We start from the raw sequence: 20,174 nt of genomic DNA on the forward strand, positions 1-20,174 counted from the left end.
CTCATCAAATAAAAAAAGCCCCAAAGGCAAACACCTTTGAGGCTCAAATCTAACTAAGTGTAATACTGTTTATCACGCAATAGTCACACAGGGGGTTATAAGTTCTAGTCCCTACGGAAGGTATGGTTCACTGCTTCAAGAGCAGTTTCGTGAGTAGGGATATACTGATTATCCTGCGGGTACCAATGATGCCAATCACCTGTTTCATGATTCCAGTGACGATAGTAATATTCACCGTTTATAACACGATTCTCAGTTAAGGTATTGACAGTTGTTGTACCAGTATCAGTGTAGTGCGTAAAACTCCATGTATACGCCTCTACGAATAGATTGTTCTCATCAAATACTGTTTTAGCAATACCCCCGCTAGCCATATCACTCATTTCAGGATCGTATGAGAAGCTAGAAGTGTAATATTCATATACGCTATCTGTGTTTACATCATAATGAACATAAGATACACCAGCTGGGTCTGGGTAGGTACTCTCGCACAGATTCCATGCAATATTGTTAACATCACCATCACGGCTGAAAGAATAATGATTGCCACGCTTATGCAGTGTCAATGTCTCTTGGTCATCATTACAAGGCATGAATGGGATATCCCACACATCTACATAATCATCAGGTAAATCAGGGTGCCCGACTTCAGGCAAAGGCAGTTCATTGTCAACAATGCACTCGATACAAAACTCAGGCGTAGGCGGAGGAGTAGGTTCAATAGGCTTATCGGTTGGGTCATTCTCACCGTTTGATCCGCCGCCACATCCAACAAGAGTTACTGCTAATGCAGCCAATACCAGTTTCTTCATTTTTAAATCCACACATTTAAGTAATGCGCGGATAATAAGCAACGCATAGCGAAATAATATGCTTTTTACGACGTAAGAGAAAAGTCGCTTAGTTTCCATATACCCTTCAGTCTACCGAGCTTTCGATCACGCGTTATTGCCCTACTTGGCGTCTTAGCACTTATGAAACTCTGCTTTGAATACTCCTGCCTTTGCTTATCGAAATGCTTTACTGTAATTAAAGATCTACGGTCTTCCCCACCAAGCTCGAACTCAAAATGACTAAGCATACGACTCAGTTCAACACGCGCTGAAATCTGCCTATCCGTAGAATCACTTTCATCTGCTATATCAATTAGCTGAAGCATGGTTTGGGTGCTATGAGCTTTTGAACCGCTCAATCTAGCCTTAGCGATTTGTTGTTCAATCTTCTCTATTTCTTCTGCTAGGCTAGCGACGTTACTATCCAGCTGACTTACTTTGCGCATAACGCTACTGTTGGATAAATCAGCGTCCAATAAGCTATCTAGTTGTTTTTGTTCGGCTATTCTTTGGACTTCAAGCGCGTCTTTTTTTGACTCTAGTTCAGAGTTTTGATCTATTGCCCAAGCATTAAAATACATAGGTCTGATAATTTGCTCCCGAACGAACTGCAAAAAGACATCATATCTAAACAACCCATGAGGGCACTTAGAACTAGCCCTGCTTTGACATTGAAAGTAAGGCACACCTTGTCTCTTAGAAGTAATGTGAAGCTCACCACCGCACATACAACGCCCATTGTGCCTGATCAAATTTCGATGGGAACTAGTGCTTCCCATGCGAACATTGCGCGCCCTTTCTTTAATACTCAATTGCACTTTGTGGAATAATTCAGGGGTTATGACTTGGGGATAGTAACCTGCCACAGGATCGCCCTGAGGAACGACCTTTCTATCGATTACTTTACAAGGCTGATACTCACCAAGAACCGTTCTAGCTTTCAACAATACCGAGATATTTGAATGGCTCCACATCTTGCCTCTAGCCGTTTTAAAGCCCTGTGCATTGATATGTTTAGCTACTTTCATTGCACCTAAACCTTGCGCGCTTAGTTCAAATACCTTTGTTACTATTTCGACTTTATCGTTGATAACAAAACCCATGTTATCGTCGGTTACATCAAGCCAGAATGGGCATTTTCGAGTCTTCTTGGAGTTCATGGGATCTCTGCGTTTAGCCTCCCAAACAGCGCTAAGACGCTTGGATTTGACCTCACTTTCCTCATTGGCGCGTTGCATAGTCGCTCCAGCAATAATGAAGTCAGAGAAATCCATATCAGATGTATAACGGCGTTTATCTATCAATGTAACTACATCAACATGATCCGTGATATCCATCAATTGGCGCATCGCTTTCTTGATTTTCTCACGGCTTAGACGGTCTAAACTTTCCACCAGCAAAACGCTTTGACTAGGAATCTTGCCTTGCTGACAAGCCAACAGAAACTGCCCTAACCCTGCGTCCTCGTCCGCATTGCTGCCAGTCCAAGCACTAACACCCAAATCCTCGTAGGTTTGTGTACTCAGCTCTAATTGATGATCCAAGCAATACTGCTCAGCTAGTTCAGTTTGTCTTCGGATTGAATCTCCCTGTTCCTGCGCCTTGGAACTGAAGCGACGATAAGAATAAGCGATAGCCATAAAAACCCCATAAAAGAAAAGCCCATCTAATGACGGGCTTTTGGAGTTTACATATCTCGCAATTAAAAACTTGCCAGTTAACGCCAGACAAGCCCGTAGGCTTATCCTTGCTTTTAGAAGTCTACTGTCAAGGTTATCGTGTTGTAGTTCGAACCACCCTTGATTCGTCCATATTGCGAGGACTTTTCAAAGATTGCAGAGCGGTGGTGGATAGCATAGCCAAGCCATACGCCGTCCATAGAGCGAGCGTTAAACATGGAACCTAGGTTTACATCTATCGAGAAGTCGAGATAGTTCAAGAAGTTGTTTGGCTCATAGCCCTTTCTATCAAATTCTTCTTTCTCCAGTGAATTGATCTTCGATGTATAAGACATACCCTCTGCTACACCCAAGCGCCAGTCAAACGGCCAAGATATGGTGTAATAAGCTTTGATAGCTAGGATATATTCTTGACTTGAAGCTTGATTTTCGTGGCTCCAGTGCCAACCAAAGCCCGGGGTTAGATAGATATCCAAAGGTAAGCCAAACAACTCATCAGTCAAAGGATGACCATAGAAAAGTGTAGTGATCTGACTGTTGTATGGATCGTCTTCAATGTCGCCAGCTAGGATATCCCCTAGGTTAGATGGCGTGCCCCAACCGTGCGAGATTCTAAAGTAACGCTTATTGCTTAGCTCTGTTTTACGCGGTTTGTCTTTGTCGTTAAAGAAACCGAAGCCAAGGTAATATTCCGTTTGAACACGGTTGTCGATGACCGCTGCATCATAAGCCGCGTTATCCAGTATCTGGACATTGGCTGCACCGAGAAGGTAAAGGTTAGAGACAACGTGGTAGCTGGCACGCACCCCCACAAAAGCATCCACACCCGCATCTACTTTTTCGGCATTCAACCCATAGTATTGAGTGTTGAAGTCTTCACTCTTATAACGCAGAGAGGCATGCGGTTGGATCTGAAAGTCACCAACAAAATACTCACCTTCGGTACCAAAATTGATATGCCAATTACCGTCTTTTTCGGTCATAAGCTCAGAATACGCAAACCATTCGTCCGAGTATTGATACTCCCCCCTTAAACCAAAATCAAAAGCGTCGGCACCGAATTCATTTTGTATCTCAGCTGGAATGTCGACAAAACGAAGTCGCCCAAGTGCGGACACATTCCAGTCGCTATCTTCTGGGTTATAAAGGTAAACACCCCCCATTAGCCCTTTTACATAGACGTGTTCGTTCTCGAAATAGAGCATAGGGATAAAGGTGTTTACCCTCTCCGAATCGTCTAGTTCGAGAGCATTTACATAAGGAACACTGGCGCTACGAACCACGCCGGCAAGACCCCAAGTCTGCTCTTCAATGACGTGCTCGTAGAGAGGCTCTTGAGACTCTGCTTCTGTCGTTTCTTCTGCAAATACGCTTGGAGAAAGCGCGGAGAGAACAGATAAACTGAGCAGAGTTGGCTTAAATTTTTGCATGAAATCCTTTCTTTAGAAATGGTGAGCCAAAGGATTCGGCTACATCTAAATATTCAAAAGAATTATAGACTTAGATATCACAGTGCGTAGGGCATTTGACGACAAATTACGATTAAACGCTTTAAAAATGGACACTTTGCCAGATTGCGGTCACTCCACTGGCTAAACACAGGGTCAAAGCTCCGCGTCGCATCCATACCTTTGACAGGTATGGCACCGCTTTTATCGCAAGCCAATAACCTAGTAGAGCTGCTGGGATTAACGGCAAGGTCATCACTAGGTGCTTGTAAGACATCACTCCTACCGCTATCTGCACAATAAGCGAGATAATAGAACTGAACACAAAGAAGGCAGAGAGGTTACCTCTAAGTGCATTGGCGTCTTGGTGCTGAAGCAGCAGCGCCATAGGTGGGCCACCGATAGAGGAGCTTGTTCCCATAAAGCCAGACAGCAAGCCTGCGCCAAACATACGCCTCGGGGTCGGCTCTAAGCGAAACGGAAGCACACTGATAAGCACTGCAATCAATACGAAGATGCCTAGGGTCAAAGATAGCAGGGAAGCAGAAACGTAAAGCAGTAACCAACCACCCACGATAGAGCCAGGTATGCGCCCGTACAAAGCAAGCTTGAGGCCGCCAATAGAGATATCACTTCTGTGCTTATAAGAGTTAATTAGGGAGATAAACAGCGCCACTAGACAGATGGGCGCTGGGACATAATCCACAGAGATCTGAAATAGCAAGGGAGCGGCAACAATAGCTAATCCAAAACCGATGGCGGTTTGTACAAAAGAGCCCAAGAAAATCAATCCCATAGCCGCAAGTACATCCTGCGATAATGTGATACCTAAGATTTCCAATATTGCATCCCCATAAAATTAAATTGAGTCATTGACTCAGATGGCGGTCATACTCCATATAAGAGGTATTATTATTTGGAGTCCGAAATTGATGTTTAATAAGATCCAATCACTGTTTAAAGAGCTGCTTGAAGGAGAAGACCTTTCTAGCCAAGCGAAATCCGAACCAAAGCTCGCTATGGCGGCTCTTCTTTGTGAAGTTTCAAAGGCCGACCACACTCTATCTGAAGAAGAGATACAAGCCGAACAAAAGATGTTACAAAACCTGCTAGGGTTCACCGCCGAAGAAGCCAAACTGATGCTTAAACAGGCACGCGATAAGTCTGATCAGTCTGCATCCCTGTATGACTTCACCTCACAACTTAGAGACCTCGCTCAATCAGAACGTTTTGAATTGATCAAAAGTATGTGGGTTATCGCCTTTGCAGACGGTGTGCTCGACCCAATTGAAGAGTCTGTGATTCGCAAGGTGGCCGAGCTTATCTACCTCGACCACAACGAGTTTATTCGCGCCAAGCTTGAAGCTCAGGGTGAATAACTACAGCATTTTTAACGCAAGTTTTGCCAGATTATAAGCGTCGGTGTAACCAGAATGCTGGCGCCCCTCCCACTCTATTTCTAACGCTTCTTGCGCCGCTCTATGGCCGATACGTTTGTCTTTCAGTCTATGCTGGATGCGATAGATGGTCGCTAGGTTAAGAAACTCTACGAACGGGAAATCTATTCCCTTCGCCTCACACTCGGCCTGAAAAATCAGGTCATCACGCCCCCAACTCGCGTAGATCTTGTTGGCACCACCGAAATTCTTGATCATGGACTTAATGACAGAATCTAGAGGTCGCCCCTGCTTTTCTATCTTTCGAGGCGTAATTCCGGTCAACTCAGTACAAAAAAGAGAGACCTCGTCTTTTTCCGGCTTCACATAATATTGGGCGCGTTTGACGATTTCTTGTTTAGCGAGATCAATCTCCGCCAAACCAATCTCTATAATTTCGCCGGTCGTGCCCTTTCCATCGACATTCCAACAGCACATTTCAAGGTCAAAACAGACCACTCGATTAAAATTCATGCAACTTGATTAATCTTAACTCTATGACTGATATACAGTTTAACCGAATGGGCTTTGTTAACCCAAGCAAATGATTTTGTCAGAATTTTTCTTGAATTTTATCTATGTAGCCCACACATTACCCCTAGTAACTATGTTTAATGAGAATTCATCATGATTATCGACCTATCATCGGTACCACAAACTATCGACATGCTTCACGCTGGCCTTGCCGTTTCGAGCGTTGCCCTTCTTGCCATCGCGATTGCTAGAAAACCAAAAACCGTCGAGAAAATCGTAGAAAAACCAGTAGAGAAGATCGTTGAGGTTGAAAAGCCGGTTGAGAAAATCGTTGAAGTAGAGAAAGTTGTCGAAGTTGAGAAAGTCGTAGAGAAGGTTGTTGAGGTTGAATCGAAACTGAAAACGGCTTCTACCGACAGCGCACTGCAACTGCTATCTCTGATGCAGCAAGAAGCTCGCCTTATCGATTTCCTAAATGAAGACGTCAGTGCATTCAGTGACGAAGAAGTGGGCGCAGCTGCTCGCGTTATCCACGGTGGTGGTAAGAAAGTACTGGATGAGTACTTAACCCTTGCCCCAGTTCGCACCGAAGAAGAAGAAACTCAGGTCACTATCCCTGAAGGCTTCGATGCACAGCAAATCCGCCTAGTGGGCAACGTAACTGGCAATGCGCCATTTAACGGCACCCTTATTCACAAAGGTTGGAAGGTAGAAAACATCACCCTGCCTAAGCTTGCTGAAAACTACGACGCTAAGATCATTGCCCCTGCGGAGGTTGAGCTGTAATGAGCGAGTCTGCAAAGTACATTCTTGGTATCGACCTTGGTACCACACACAGTGTTCTTTCATACACTGAAAAACACCTTGAAGATGCCTCTGTTGAGATCATGCCGATCCCTCAGCTGACCGCGCCTGGTCAGGTAGAAAGCCTAAATCAGTTGGGATCTTTCATCTACCAAGCAAGTGAGCATGAAATGGGTGAAGGCTCTCGCAGCCTGCCTTGGACTACGACTTCAGAAGCCCTAGTGGGTGCGGTTGCGCGCAAACTAGGTAGCAAGACCCCTCTTCGCTTAGTAGCAAGTGCTAAATCTTGGCTATGCCATTCAGCGGTTAACCGCCGTGAAGCCTTTCTTCCAGCAGGCAGCCCAGAGGAGATCGCTAAGGTTTCACCACTACGCGCAACTGAGCTTTATCTTCAACACCTAAAGAATGCTTGGGATCATGCTAATCCTGAGCATCCTTTAACTTCACAAGATGTGACCATCACAGTGCCTGCGTCATTTGACCCAGCGGCACGTGATCTAACTGCTGAGGCAGCGCGCAATCTTGGCATCGAACATTTAACTCTTCTAGAAGAGCCTCAAGCGGCACTTTATAACTGGATTGAAAAAACCGGCGATGATTGGCGTAACCAGCTAAGCGTTGGTGATGTAGTGCTAGTTGTGGATGTAGGCGGTGGTACAACCGACCTTTCACTAGTTGCTGTAACCGAAGAGGAAGGTAACCTAACTCTAGACCGTGTCGCGGTTGGTGAGCATATCCTGCTTGGCGGTGACAACATGGACCTAGCTCTAGCGTATCGCCTGAAGATGAAGTTGGCTCAAGAGGGTAAAGACCTTCAGCCTTGGCAAATCCAAGCCATTACCCACGCGTGTCGTGACGCAAAAGAAGCCCTACTTAAAGACCAAGAGCTTGAATCTGTGCCAATCGTAGTACCAAGCCGAGGTTCAAAGCTTCTAGGCAGCACACTTAAGACTGATCTAACCAAACAAGAAGTGAAAGAGACCCTAGTAGACGGTTTCTTCCCTGTGGTTGATATCGACGAGCATCCAGTTCAAAAATCTCGCGGTGCACTGACTCAAATGGGTCTGCCATACGCACAAGATGCGGGCATTACTCGTCACATTGCTGCCTTCCTTGCAAAACAATCTGATTCCACTCAGAACGTGTTTGGTGGCATGTTTGGCCAACAAGAGAAACCAGACTTTGTTAAGCCAACCGCTGTGCTATTTAACGGTGGTGTACTAAAAGCAGAAGCCCTATCTGAGCGTCTGATTGAAGTGATCAACCTTTGGCTAAACGACGCTGATGCAGAGTCTGCAAAACTGTTGGAAGGTTCTGACCTTGACCTAGCAGTGGCATCTGGCGCAGCTTATTACGGTCACGTTCGTCAAGGCAAAGGCGTTCGTATCCGCGGCGGTATTGCATCGAGCTACTACGTGGGTATCGAGAGCGCGATGCCAGCTATCCCAGGTATGGCGCCTCCAATGGAAGCGCTGTGTGTGGCTCCATTTGGTATGGAAGAAGGCTCTTCAGTTGAAGTTACTGACAAAGAGTTTGGCCTTATTATCGGTCAGCCAGTTCACTTCCAATTCTACGGCTCAACCACCCGTCGTGATGACATCGCGGGTACTCACCTAGATTACTGGCGTGAAGATGAGCTTGAAGAGCTGCCAGAGATCCACGTAACCCTTGATGCTACAGACGGTCGCCAAGTCGGTGACGTGGTTGCGGTTACCCTAGCCGCTCGCGTAACAGAACTAGGTACTCTATACCTAGAAGCTATCGCTAAAGACAATGGCCAGAAATGGCATGTCGAATTCGACGTGCGCGACGAAGCGTAAGCTAAACTTAAAAGCACCGCAAATGCGGTGCTTTTCTTTAGAAATATCAGGAACAAAATGGCCTCCAACCAAAAAGCTCGCTACTTGGTCGGTATTGACCTTGGTACCACCAACACAGTTGTCGCCTTCTGCGAGAACACCTCTCCCCTTGCCGACTCAAAGGTAGAACTGTTTCATATCGATCAACTCATTGGTCAGGGCGAAGTGGCAAGACGCCCACAACTGCCCTCTTTTCGCTTCCATGCCGCGCCCAACCAGTTTGATGCGCAGAGTCTGCAACTTCCTTGGGAACAGCAAGGAGTCGAAGGCGATCTAGCAAATCCAATTATCGGTGAATGGGCCAGAGAACTGGGCACTAGCGTTGAAGGACGACAGGTTTCCAGTGCTAAGAGTTGGCTCTCCCACCAGCAGGTAGATCGAGAAGGCGACATCCTGCCTTGGACTGGTGGCGAAGATGTAGAGAAAGTCTCTCCGCTTATCGCCAGCGCCAGTTATCTCAATCACATCAGACAAAGCTGGAATCATAGAAACCCAATCAATCGCCTCGAAGAACAAGAAGTGGTGGTCACGGTTCCCGCATCTTTTGATGAGACGGCGCGCAATCTAACCCTGAAAGCCGCACAGCTTGCAGGGCTTGGCGAAGTACTTCTTCTAGAAGAGCCACAAGCCGCCTGTTATGACTGGTATGGACGACATCAAGACCAAGATCTCTCTGATCTCCCTCTTATGCTGATTTGTGATGTGGGAGGTGGTACCACCGACCTTAGTTTGATCCAAGCGAGCTACGATCAAGGTGACCTTTCCCTCAGCCGTATCGGGGTTGGTGAACACCTGATGCTTGGCGGTGACAATATCGACCTTGCACTGGCACATATGAGTGAGCGTGAACTCAACGGCAACAAGCCGATGAAAGCCGGTGCACTTAGTAAACTTATCCAACAAACCAGACGCGTTAAAGAATCATTGCTATCCAAGGATGCCCCAGAGCAAGGTAAGGTAACCTTGCTGGGCGGTGGCTCACGCCTAATTGGTGGTTCGCGCAGTGTACATCTAAGTAAGGATCAAGTGCGTCAGGTTGGCTTAGAAGGGTTCTTCCCTAAAACCAGCATCGATGTACTACCCAACTCCAAGCGCAGCGCCATGGTTGAGTTTGGTCTGCCATATGTGTCAGATCCAGCTGTAACCAAACATATCGCACAATTTCTGGCTCAGCACAGAAACTCTTGCCAGGAAGCACTGAAAGAGGATGGCAACACAGTTCCGGTGGCACTTTTAGTCAACGGCGGCGCCTTCAATAGTGATCTTATCAAGCAGCGCTTGGTTGAGGTTATGCAAGAGTGGCGCGGTGAGGAGATCACCCTTCTAGATAATCCACACCCTGACTATGCGGTCGCCTATGGCGCGGTTGCCTACAGTAAGGCAAGGCGTGGTGCTCAACTGAAAATTGGTGGTGGTAGTCCTCGCTCCTACTTCCTGCATCTACAAGGAAAAGGCAGCAAGTCACAAGCCTTGTGTCTTTTGCAAAAAGGTGCGGAAGAAGAGCAAGAGGTCCGCTTAACTGGACGACGCTTCGCTTTAACCCTAGATCAGCCGGTGCGCTTTAATCTTCTGACCACTACAGTCGATCAGCTAAACGATGGCAACAAGCCGCAAAACGGTTCTCTGCATCCTATCGATGAAGAGCAGATGCTACCGCTACCGCCTTATGTTGCTTCGCTAAACAGTGATGATGAAACTGAATTAGCACAGAACCAAAAGCGTAAGCAAGAGGTTCAGCTAAGCTGTCGATTAACCGAGGTAGGCACGCTTAAACTCGAGTGTGTCAGCATAGATGACGACCAGCGTTGGCAGGTTGAATTTGAAGTGCGCCACGGCAAACGTCATGAGACCAAAGAGCTATCACCAAAGGTCAAAGACGCCTGTGAGCTTATTTCTTCTCTATACAGTGGCAACAAAAAGCAAACCGATGCTAAGGCTATTAAGCTTCTTAGCAAACAACTGGAGAAGTCTCTAGGCAAACGTGAAAACTGGGACCTTGCCACCTCTCGTGCGCTATTCGATACCTTTGCCTTAGGACGTAAGCGTCGCCGCCGGTCTGATCAGCACGAAAAAAACTGGCTTCGATTGGCGGGTTACTCACTGCGTCCAGGCTTTGGTGACGCCGTCGATGGCTGGCGCATGGACCAAGTATGGCTTTTGTACCAGCAGGGTATTCAGTTTAAGAGTCAGCAGTCTTGGAGTGATTGGTGGATCTTTTGGCGTCGTATCAGTGGCGGCCTAAACCAAGAGCAGCAAGAAGAGATCTTGGCCGATATTGCCAAGTACCTGCACCCTGGAATGCTGAAGAATCCAAAGTCTGCGGAAACCGCGCACCAAAACGGCTATGAAGCCATGGTTCGCCTGTCTGCCTCTCTAGAACACCTTCATTATGATGACAAAGTACTGCTAGGTACTTGGTTCCTGACCAAAGCAATTAACTTTGATAGCTACAAAGATGCTCACTGGTGGGCACTGGCGCGCCTTGCCAGTCGCAGACCTCTTTACGGCAGTCAGCACAATGTCATTCCATCCACTCAAGTAGAAGAATGGCTCGCGTCTATCTTGGAGCTTGATTGGAGTAAACAGACCATGGCGGGCTTTGCCGCCGTGCTGATGGCTTCAAAAACGGGCGATCGCTCTATCGATGTTTCAGACGAAGTCCGTGACAAGATTGCAGACAAACTCTCGAAAAGCAAAACACCTGAGTCTTGGAAAGAGATCCTGCTTGATGCAAGCAGCCTCAAACAAGAGCAGGCGGCCAAAGCCTTTGGTGACTCACTGCCTGCAGGGCTTCACCTTATCTAACCCCAAAACCGGAGCTAAGCCTCCGGTTTTTTTATTTCCAGCGCGACCAGTGCCCTTCCTTGATCTCCTAATTGCATTACAAAGTATTAAAAACTAAACATTTAATGAAAGTTTTTGTTACAAGAATCTGTCATATACACCAACGCATCTAAAGTCACACAAAGTAGAGGTCAGGTATGAAACGCTTCTCAAAATTACTGATTGTCCTTGGCATCACATCGCCCCTTGCATGGATGGTTTCCACCGCATCTAATGCCGATTCTAAAGGCATGCCACACTCAGGCGATACTCAGATTGCAACTCTAGCCGGTGGTTGTTTCTGGTGTACGGAAGCTGATCTTGAAAAACTTCCAGGAGTTATTGATGTGGTTTCCGGCTATGCCGGTGGTACTGAGGAAAACCCAACCTACAAACAGGTTGCGTCTGGAAAAACCAGTCATATAGAGACCATTCAGGTCACCTACGACCCTGAAAAAGTGACCTATGTAGAGGTGCTGGACCAATTCTTCCGCCATATTGACCCAACCGATGACAAGGGTTCGTTTGTCGATCGTGGTCCACATTATCGCCCTGCTGTGTTCTATCACAACGCAGAACAAAAGCAGATTGCATCGGACTTCATGCAAGATATTGAAGCCTTGGGCGTATTCAAAAAACCACTGAAAACAGAGCTTATTGAATACACAGAGTTCTATGTAGCCGAGGATTACCATCAGGATTACTACAAACGTAACCCTATTCGCTACAAATACTATCGTCATGGTAGTGGTCGAGATCGATATCTTGATACCATCTTTGGCAAAGATAGAGATGAAAACGGCATCACCCTTGTTTCAATGATTGAGCAGAACAAGGATATTCAGATGAGCGATTATAAAAAGCCATCTGAAGACAAAATAAAAGCTATGCTCACCGAGCTTCAATACTATGTTACCCAAGAGGATGGTACGGAGCGCCCGTTCAAGAACAAGTATTGGGATAACAAGAGAGCGGGTATCTATGTAGATATCGTCTCCGGAGAGCCACTGTTTAGCTCAACAGACAAATACAAATCTGGTACGGGCTGGCCAAGCTTCACCAAGCCTATTAATGACAAGTTCATTACTGAGCACAAAGACAATAAGCTGTTTTACACACGAATTGAGGTTCGTAGTCGCTTCGGTGACTCTCACTTAGGACATGTGTTTAATGATGGCCCAGCACCCACTGGATTGAGATATTGTATTAACTCAGCATCGCTTAAGTTTATTGCCAAAGAAGACCTAGAGTCTCAAGGATACGGACAGTATCTGGCTCTTTTCTAATCGACATCACGATAGAACAAATGCCCCAAGCCTTTGGCTTGGGGCATTTTCAATTAAAGCTTAGCTTCAATCCAAACCATGCGGTGATCATACACATCTACGACTGCTTACTTTTTGCACCCATATCGCGAGCATCAACAACAGCGCTGTGATTCTTTTCTAGATCCATTACACTCTATCCAATTACGAAAATCGCAATTGGAATCCCAGTGTCACCTACCCCGCTCAACGTTCTAAATACAGTCTTTGGTTACGACGATTTTCGTCATCAACAACAAGAAATCATCGAAAGCCTAGTTGCTGGACAAGATGTGCTAACCCTGATGCCAACCGGCGGCGGTAAATCCCTTTGCTATCAGATCCCTGCTATTGTTCGACCTGGCGTGGGCATTGTGGTGTCTCCATTGATAGCATTGATGAAAGATCAGGTGGATACCCTTCAACAAGCGGGCGTGTCAGCAGCATACTTGAACTCAACTCAAGATCAGTACGAGCAGATGCAGATAGAGGACATGCTACTGCAGGGCGAGCTTCAACTTTTGTATGTCGCACCAGAAAGACTGATGATGGAGCGAACATTAAACTTGCTCGCTCAGTGTCAGCTCTCTCTGTTTGCTATCGATGAAGCGCACTGCGTGAGCCAGTGGGGGCATGATTTTAGGCCTGAATACCAACAACTTTCGGTGTTGCAGCAACGCTTTCCATCTACCCCGCGTATTGCGCTAACGGCTACTGCAGATCAGCGTACGAAAGAAGAAATCATCTCACAGCTTGGTCTTGAGCAAGCACGCGTGTTCGTGCATAGCTTTGATAGGCCCAACATTCGCTATCATGTGGGTGAAATGTCCAATGCAAAGAAGGATCTGTGGCAGTTTATATCTAGCGACCATGCAGAGGATGCAGGGATCGTTTATTGCCTGTCTCGCAAGAAGGTTGAAGAAACTGCAAAATGGCTGAATGACCAAGGTCGCACTGCGCTGCCATACCATGCGGGTATGTCATCTGAACTAAGAAACACCAACCAACAGAGATTTCTTCGAGAAGACGGCATCATAATCGTCGCCACCGTGGCCTTTGGTATGGGTATCGATAAGCCTGATGTTCGTTTTGTTGCGCACCTAAGCCTACCTAAAAGCATTGAATCCTATTACCAAGAAACAGGGCGTGCGGGACGTGATGGTGAAGCGTCCAACGCTTGGATGGCTTACGGCATGCAAGATGTAGTGTTGCAGCGCCAGATGGTGGCGAACTCTGAAGGTAGCGAAGCCTACAAACAAATTCAGGTACAAAAGCTAAATGCTCTGCTTAGTTTCTGTGAGTCCATCAGCTGTCGCCGTCAAAATCTGCTCTCCTATTTTGGTGAGGAACAAGAACCTTGCGGCAACTGTGATAACTGCATCTCTCCTCCAAAAACTTGGGATGGTACGCAGGCTGCCCAAAAGGCACTTTCGACCGTTTATCGCTGTGACCAGCGCTTTGGAGCAACCTACCTGATCAACGTCTTGCTGGGTAAATCGGACGACCGAATCCTATCATTCGGTCACGACAAGGTATCCACCTATGGCATAGGCAAAGACCTTAACGCGACACAATGGAAAGGCGTATTTAGACAACTTATCGCTATGAACTATCTTCGAGTTGAAGGGGAATACAACACCCTAAAACTCACTCCAAACTGCAGAGCTATCTTACGTGGCGAACAATCCGTCCAAATGCGAGAACCGCGAAAATCCAGCAGCAAGAGAACCAGCAAAAGCTCAGCTACCGACACCCTTTCAGCTGTGGACCTAGGCCAATTTGAGGCTTTAAAACAGGTTCGTGCAGATCTGGCAAAAAAGCAGGATGTACCCGCTTATGTGATCTGCCATGATGCCAGCCTAAAACAAATTGCAACGGAAAGACCCATCAGCCTTGAACAGCTTGCAACCATCTCTGGCTTTGGCCAGACCAAGGTAGAGAAGTACGGCGCGCAACTACTTGAGGTTGTTGAGGAAAAACCACAAGAGATTAAGACTCTAAGCGCAACTGAATCAAATACGGTAGAGCTGTTACTAAGTGGACTAACACCGACTCAAATAAGCGAACAGCGAAAAATCGCACTTAATACTGTGTTATCACACCTAGGTTCAGGTATTGAGGTTGGCAAAGTTTCACTCAATCAGGTCATCAGTTTGGAGCAAGCAATAATAGATAAAATCAGCCAGGCTGCCGATAAACTTAACAGCCTCAAAGAGAATAAGCTGAAGCCGCTTTATGAGGCCCTAAACGAAGAAGTAGACTACGCGACTCTGCGCTGCGTACTTGCTCATCTTAAAAGTCAGCAACCTAACTGATGAGACAAGCGTGATATTTCTATTCTCAATCTTAGCCATAGCTTCGATAAACCTGTGTATTAGCAACAGCCGCTTCAGACATTGGCTACTTCTCTCTACCGGCATTATTGGCGTCACCCTGCACGAGTTTTCCCATTACCTATTTGCTAAAGCCTTTGGTTTTAAAATAACCCAGGTACGTTGGTTTCAGATGCCAACAAGATTAAACCCAAATATGGGTTACGTTGCCTTTACTCGGCCTCACACTGTTCTGGGCTCACTTGGTCATGTTCTGGTATCCATTGCACCTCTGCTAATCGGTGCCACTTGCCTCTATTTTGGAAGTCAGATCCCCTTTGTTAATAGCCTTGCTAGTCAATTACAAGCTCAATCACTGGTCAATTATCCGCTGACTTTAATCACTCACCTCTCAAAGGCAGGTTTGGGAGATATGTTGAGTTTATTCGCCTTAGCAAGTGTTACTCTTTATATGTTGCCATCATTGACAGACATTAAAGGCGCGCTCGAGGGCTCACTTTATCTAAGCTTGGTTATCTATATCCTGCTTAGCTTGGGAGTTGTGTATCTTTCACAGCTAGAGCAAGTCGTCCTATATTGGCTAAACACCCTAGGTACCTTGATGAGCCTAGGAGTGATTATTTCCATTCCAATCGCTTTGTTAGCACTACTTACAAGACGATAAACCACACATGGAGGTGTGTATGAACCCTAAAGTAAATCTACTGGTACTTGCATTGGTCCGCGCAGGTTGCGCAGCACTCGGTATCTATCTCACTTCGCTGATTTTTGCCTAACCTTTGCTGACGTTTTCATCACTCAATCTCAATTTAAGTGAGACTCATTACGCTTTGGTAGTTAGCTGGAAATAAAGTGTGCTAACCTTAGCCCACCTCCCTCACGAGATAACAACAAAAATGAAAATTTTCAGTAACTTTGAGAGCGGCAACATTCATGTTGTTTCAGCAGACTCACCACAAGACATTCAACTTACTATCCCTGCAGATAACCAAACGGATATCGCGCAGTGGTTTCACTTTCGCCTAGAGAGCGAAGCACAGCAGCCACATCACTTTACTATCAGTGAGCTGGCTACCTCTGCTTATCCTGAAGGCTGGAGTGACTATGATGTGGTCGCCTCTTACGACCGTGAAGAGTGGTTCCGCATTCCGGCAAAGTTCGATGGTAATGCGCTAACCTTCGATATCATCCCAGAACATGACTCCATGTTCTTCGTCTATTTCGCACCTTACTCATATGACCGTCACCAGGACCTTTTACATGATGCGCAAACCCACCCTGCGTGTAAGCTAGAAACCCTAGGTCACACCTTAGACAACAACGACATCAGCCTGCTGACCATAGGTGAGCCAAGCCCAGAGAAGAAGAACATCTGGATGATTGGTCGTCAGCACCCAGGCGAGACCATGGCAGAATGGTTTATCGAAGGCTTCCTGCAGCGTCTTCTAGATGAAACGGACACCGTAGGTCGTGCGCTGCTAGACAAAGTGGTTATCCGCGTTGTGCCAAACATGAACCCAGATGGCAGCATTCGTGGTCACCTGCGTACCAATGGCATTGGTGTAAACCTAAACCGTGAGTGGCAAACCCCTTCTATGGAGCGCAGCCCTGAGGTTTATCTGGTGCGCGAGCGCATGCTAGAAACTGGCGTAGACATGTTCCTAGATATCCATGGTGATGAAGCTATACCATACAACTTTGTTGCCGGTAGTGAAGGTATTCCATCTTATGATGAGCGTATTCAAGGTCTAGAAGAGCACTTTAAACAAGCGCTTCTAACTATTACCCCTGAATTCCAAGATGAGGTGGGTTACGACAAGGATGAACCGGGTAAGGCAAACCTTACCGTCGGTTCAAACTGGGTTGGCGAGCAGTTTAAGTGCCTGTCTTACACGGTCGAGATGCCGTTTAAAGACCACATCAGCCAAGCCGATGAGCTTTACGGTTGGTCACCAGATCGCAGCGTAGCCTTTGGTCACGATATGCTAGCCGCTGTGTTTGCAACGGTTCCAAAGCTGTAAAATTCAGTCTTATGACAGTAAAAAGCCCAGAGCATTCACCTCTGGGCTTTCTCGTTTTAGTCGTGCTTATTTCTCGATGGAATTCGAGATGGTCTTGCCTAACATCTTGTTGACCACTCTATGTGGCAGTGCTGAACCTTGATAGTGAAGGCGCGCCATTTCAACAATGTCGTTGTAAGCAACAATGACTTTTTCACCTTGCTGATACACGAGCACCTTTTGTCCAAAGGTGTCTAAGCCGATACTCATGTAATCTTTCATAGCTTTGGCACCAGGGCCCGGCGCGCCAAACACCAACAAAGTAACAGGTGGCAAGGTCTCCCCTTGAGACTTAGCCCTGTTAGTGTAATCAAGGGTCAAAAACCACTCGGTGCCCTCTTGATCCAGTACATTCGTTTTGATGCTTTCAATGGTAGCATTGAAGTCGAGTTCCGATTCCACTCGAGTTATTGCGTAACCCTTTTCTAGTCCCTGCGTGGTAACCGGCATAGCATCGGCAACAGAGCTCACCAATTTCTGCGCGCTGTTTTCAAATTGGTTCAAGGCACGAGAGTTTTCAAGAGCATGCCGTTTTTTCAGAAACTCAGCATTGGTGTATCGGGTCTTTATCACCCCATCTTCCGAATAACTCAACACTCGAAATGGCAGATCTAAGCCCACTTCTATATTTTGCTTTAGAAGCTCAGTGTTGAGCTTATCATCGGAAAACAATTCAACCCGACTCGCCGCAAGGTCTTGCTCAGCTTCGCTTCCCAAACGCGAGTGATCGATAGAAAGTACCGGCACTAGATTCAATTTATTTGCATTCGCTTCAATCAATCCTACCCTGCTATCGACTGAATCCAGATCTTGCTGTGTCTGCTGAGGAACACCGCTACATGCAGTAATAAACACTGAGCTGAATAGTAAAGCGATTGTCTTTCTCATACTTCCATCCTTTGTGATGATTTCTACCAATAGTTAGACGCTTAGTTTGAAGTTATGTGATCTGGATTAATAAATATTTGTTATCAGTTTGTAAGTAAGACTAATATTTAAATCAATGCCTTACAAACATTTCATACACATGGATTAGTGAAATTATGAAACGTCTATTAAAAGGAATAAGCGCCGCTTTACCGCTAGCAATGCTTTCCTCTCCATCTGCCCACGCAGCACAACCTACCGAGCAAGAATCTGCTTGGAAGCACTCTATCGAAATCTACGCATTGGCACTCAATATCCGCGGTGATGCTGAGATAGCAGGGCTGTCATCAGGTGTCGATGTAGACCCCGAGTTCATCATGAACAATATTGATATGGGTGCCATGCTTCACTGGGAAACCATCTACAACAACACTTGGGGTTTCTACCTCGATTACAGCTTTATGAAGCTCTCTGGCAAAACTAACCTTGTTGATTTGAATCTGGATCTGGTCACCGGCAAGGTCGAAGTCAGACAAGGTGTTCTTGAGGCCAAAGCCTTCAAACGCTACCAATATGGATTCGGTTCCGTGGATTACATGGCGGGTATCCGATGGTGGGACAACGACATCGATGCCTCACTACGAGGTAAAAATGGCATTATCGACCAGAAAAACGGCATCAAGGAAGATTGGGTCGATTACCTCATTGGTGCTCGCCTGACCTCTCCGCTTAGCAAAAACTGGGACTTCTATCTCAATGGCGATGTCGGATTTAGTGGTGATACCGACTTTACTAGCTCAGTGCAAACCGGTGTGCGCTATCACATCAACTCTTGGTCTGACATCAACCTCGCCTACAAATCCACCTGGGTTGATTACGACAACGGTGACACCTTTGCCTACAACACCGCCTCGCAAGGCTTCTTGATTGGCTGGGCCGCTCACTTCTAACTTTTTGTTTCACTCGATGTATAAGTGATAAGTAAATGGAATTTCAAGTCCCGCAGTATCAGGGCAAAGCCCATACAAAGTTTCAGGCGCTCGCTAAACCTATAGGTGCGGTGTGCAATATCGATTGCTCCTATTGCTACTATCTAGGAAAACAGCAGCTTCTAGATTACGACAAGCGTGAAGAGAAAAGAATGTCCTTTGACCTGCTTGAGGAATACATCAAGCAGTATATCGAAGGGCAAAACACACCCGAGATCGTATTTACCTGGCATGGTGGCGAGCCCACTATTCTAGGCCTCGAATACTTCGAAAAGGTGGTTGAGCTGCAAGCTAAGTACAGCCCGAAGCACTCGAAAATAGTTAATGACCTTCAAACCAACGGCACACTGCTCAATGACAAGTGGTGCCAGTTTTTCAAAAAGCATGATTTCTTTGTGGGCCTTAGCATTGACGGTCCAGAAGAACTGCACAATCACTACCGCAAGAATCATGCAGGCAGAGGAACGTTCGAGAAAACCTATCGCGGTGCCAAGCTACTCAAAAAACATGGTGTGACATTCGCAACCCTGACCTGCGTAAATGATGTCACCTCTATGCAGCCACTCAAGGTGTATCGATTCCTTCGCGATGAGATTAAGCCTAATCAGATCCAATTTATCCCTGTGGTGGATAAAAGCAATTCGGCACTGAACAGTCAATGGACCAGTAATGGCTCTAACTCCATCATTCCAGTAACTCAAACTATGGAGCCCTGGTCAGTCTCTGCCAAGCAGTGGGGGGTATTTCTTAAAACCATCTTCGATGAATGGATGCAAAAGGATTTTGGCAAGGTATTTATCCCCTACTTTGAGAACTTTATCGGTATCTGGATGGGTGAACAAAGCACCATGTGTACCCTATCTGAACTCTGTGGTAAGGGACTTGCGGTTGAGCCAAACGGCAAGGTCTACTCGTGCGATCACTATGTCTATCCAGAGTTCGAGATTGGCGATATCACACAAACCAAGCTTGGGCAGATTGCCCTGTCTCGTAAGCAGGCGGATTTTGGTTTAGCGAAATACAAATCGCTGCCTAAAAAGTGCCGCGAATGTGACTATCGCTTTGCCTGTCATGGCGAGTGTCCTAAAAACCGTTTTCTGACCACTGAAGATGGTGAACCTGGGCTCAACTATTTGTGCAGTGGCTGGCTCGACTTCTTCCAACATGTGGACCCGAGGATCAGCCAACTATTAAAGATCAACCAGCAAAAAGTCGTTCATGGAAAGTATCAAGATACTGAACTGCATCGCTGGAACTAAAACAAG

At 46.4% G+C, this 20,174-nt stretch carries 16 protein-coding genes; 10 read left to right on the top strand and 6 right to left on the bottom strand.

All coding sequences use genetic code 11. The features are described from left to right. Positions 1 to 104: 104 nt before the first annotated feature. The 4 genes from Pcarn_RS06885 to Pcarn_RS06900 form a co-directional block, all read right to left on the bottom strand. A complete protein-coding gene (locus tag Pcarn_RS06885) occupies positions 105 to 797 on the bottom strand; it encodes a hypothetical protein (RefSeq protein WP_261833133.1) in 693 nt (230 codons plus the stop codon). A gap of 80 nt (positions 798 to 877) precedes the next feature. Beyond that, positions 878 to 2,473, bottom strand: a complete 1,596-nt coding sequence (locus Pcarn_RS06890) for a recombinase family protein (protein ID WP_261833134.1) — start codon at positions 2,471 to 2,473, stop codon at positions 878 to 880. 113 nt (positions 2,474 to 2,586) lie between these two features. Further along, positions 2,587 to 3,942, bottom strand: coding sequence for a MipA/OmpV family protein (locus Pcarn_RS06895; protein WP_261833135.1), 1,356 nt, complete (start codon positions 3,940 to 3,942; stop codon positions 2,587 to 2,589). Positions 3,943 to 4,063: 121 nt separating this feature from the next. Continuing rightward, positions 4,064 to 4,756, bottom strand: coding sequence for a sulfite exporter TauE/SafE family protein (locus tag Pcarn_RS06900; protein WP_261835648.1), 693 nt, complete (start codon positions 4,754 to 4,756; stop codon positions 4,064 to 4,066). A 136-nt stretch (positions 4,757 to 4,892) separates the two neighbouring features. Here Pcarn_RS06900 and Pcarn_RS06905 point away from each other — a divergent pair, with 136 nt between their 5' ends. Then, positions 4,893 to 5,339: a tellurite resistance TerB family protein gene (locus Pcarn_RS06905; protein ID WP_261833136.1), complete on the top strand. Its 447-nt coding sequence runs from the start codon at positions 4,893 to 4,895 to the stop codon at positions 5,337 to 5,339. Here the strand turns inward: Pcarn_RS06905 and Pcarn_RS06910 are convergent, their stop codons facing one another. After that, positions 5,340 to 5,870, bottom strand: coding sequence for a 3'-5' exonuclease (locus tag Pcarn_RS06910; RefSeq protein WP_261833137.1), 531 nt, complete (start codon positions 5,868 to 5,870; stop codon positions 5,340 to 5,342). Positions 5,871 to 6,023: 153 nt separating this feature from the next. Between Pcarn_RS06910 and Pcarn_RS06915 the strand changes: the two genes are divergently transcribed. The 7 genes from Pcarn_RS06915 (at position 6,024) to Pcarn_RS06945 (ending at position 17,014) form a co-directional block, all read left to right on the top strand. Continuing rightward, entirely contained in the window at positions 6,024 to 6,656 is a 633-nt protein-coding gene (locus Pcarn_RS06915) for a DUF2760 domain-containing protein (RefSeq protein WP_261833138.1), read from the top strand. Continuing rightward, positions 6,656 to 8,494 carry an Hsp70 family protein gene (locus Pcarn_RS06920; RefSeq protein WP_261833139.1) on the top strand — a complete coding sequence of 613 codons (1,839 nt, stop codon included), beginning with the start codon at positions 6,656 to 6,658 and terminating at the stop codon, positions 8,492 to 8,494. The genes Pcarn_RS06915 and Pcarn_RS06920 overlap by 1 nt, the downstream gene beginning before the upstream one ends. A 57-nt stretch (positions 8,495 to 8,551) precedes the next feature. Continuing rightward, positions 8,552 to 11,338 carry an Hsp70 family protein gene (locus Pcarn_RS06925; protein ID WP_261833140.1) on the top strand — a complete coding sequence of 929 codons (2,787 nt, stop codon included), beginning with the start codon at positions 8,552 to 8,554 and terminating at the stop codon, positions 11,336 to 11,338. A gap of 176 nt (positions 11,339 to 11,514) precedes the next feature. After that, a complete protein-coding gene (msrB, locus tag Pcarn_RS06930) occupies positions 11,515 to 12,642 on the top strand; it encodes a peptide-methionine (R)-S-oxide reductase MsrB (protein ID WP_261833141.1) in 1,128 nt (375 codons plus the stop codon). A gap of 209 nt (positions 12,643 to 12,851) precedes the next feature. Beyond that, positions 12,852 to 14,975, top strand: a complete 2,124-nt coding sequence (recQ, locus tag Pcarn_RS06935) for a DNA helicase RecQ (RefSeq protein ID WP_261833142.1) — start codon at positions 12,852 to 12,854, stop codon at positions 14,973 to 14,975. A 10-nt stretch (positions 14,976 to 14,985) separates the two neighbouring features. After that, positions 14,986 to 15,657 carry a hypothetical protein gene (locus tag Pcarn_RS06940; RefSeq protein ID WP_261833143.1) on the top strand — a complete coding sequence of 224 codons (672 nt, stop codon included), beginning with the start codon at positions 14,986 to 14,988 and terminating at the stop codon, positions 15,655 to 15,657. A 232-nt stretch (positions 15,658 to 15,889) separates the two neighbouring features. Beyond that, positions 15,890 to 17,014, top strand: a complete 1,125-nt coding sequence (locus Pcarn_RS06945; RefSeq protein WP_261833144.1) for a M14 family metallopeptidase — start codon at positions 15,890 to 15,892, stop codon at positions 17,012 to 17,014. Positions 17,015 to 17,080: 66 nt separating this feature from the next. Here Pcarn_RS06945 and Pcarn_RS06950 read toward each other — a convergent pair whose 3' ends face one another. After that, on the bottom strand, positions 17,081 to 17,941 hold the full coding sequence (locus Pcarn_RS06950; protein ID WP_261833145.1) for a DUF302 domain-containing protein: 861 nt from the start codon (positions 17,939 to 17,941) through the stop codon (positions 17,081 to 17,083). A 155-nt stretch (positions 17,942 to 18,096) separates the two neighbouring features. Between Pcarn_RS06950 and Pcarn_RS06955 the strand changes: the two genes are divergently transcribed. Together Pcarn_RS06955 and Pcarn_RS06960 are read left to right on the top strand one after the other, a co-directional pair. Continuing rightward, complete coding sequence (locus Pcarn_RS06955; RefSeq protein ID WP_390904412.1) at positions 18,097 to 18,870, top strand: hypothetical protein; 774 nt, start codon at positions 18,097 to 18,099, stop codon at positions 18,868 to 18,870. A 35-nt stretch (positions 18,871 to 18,905) separates the two neighbouring features. Beyond that, positions 18,906 to 20,168 carry an anaerobic sulfatase maturase gene (locus Pcarn_RS06960; RefSeq protein ID WP_261833146.1) on the top strand — a complete coding sequence of 421 codons (1,263 nt, stop codon included), beginning with the start codon at positions 18,906 to 18,908 and terminating at the stop codon, positions 20,166 to 20,168. Positions 20,169 to 20,174: the final 6 nt, after the last annotated feature.

This window comes from Vibrio ishigakensis, from assembly GCF_024347675.1.
Classification (GTDB): domain Bacteria; phylum Pseudomonadota; class Gammaproteobacteria; order Enterobacterales; family Vibrionaceae; genus Vibrio; species Vibrio ishigakensis.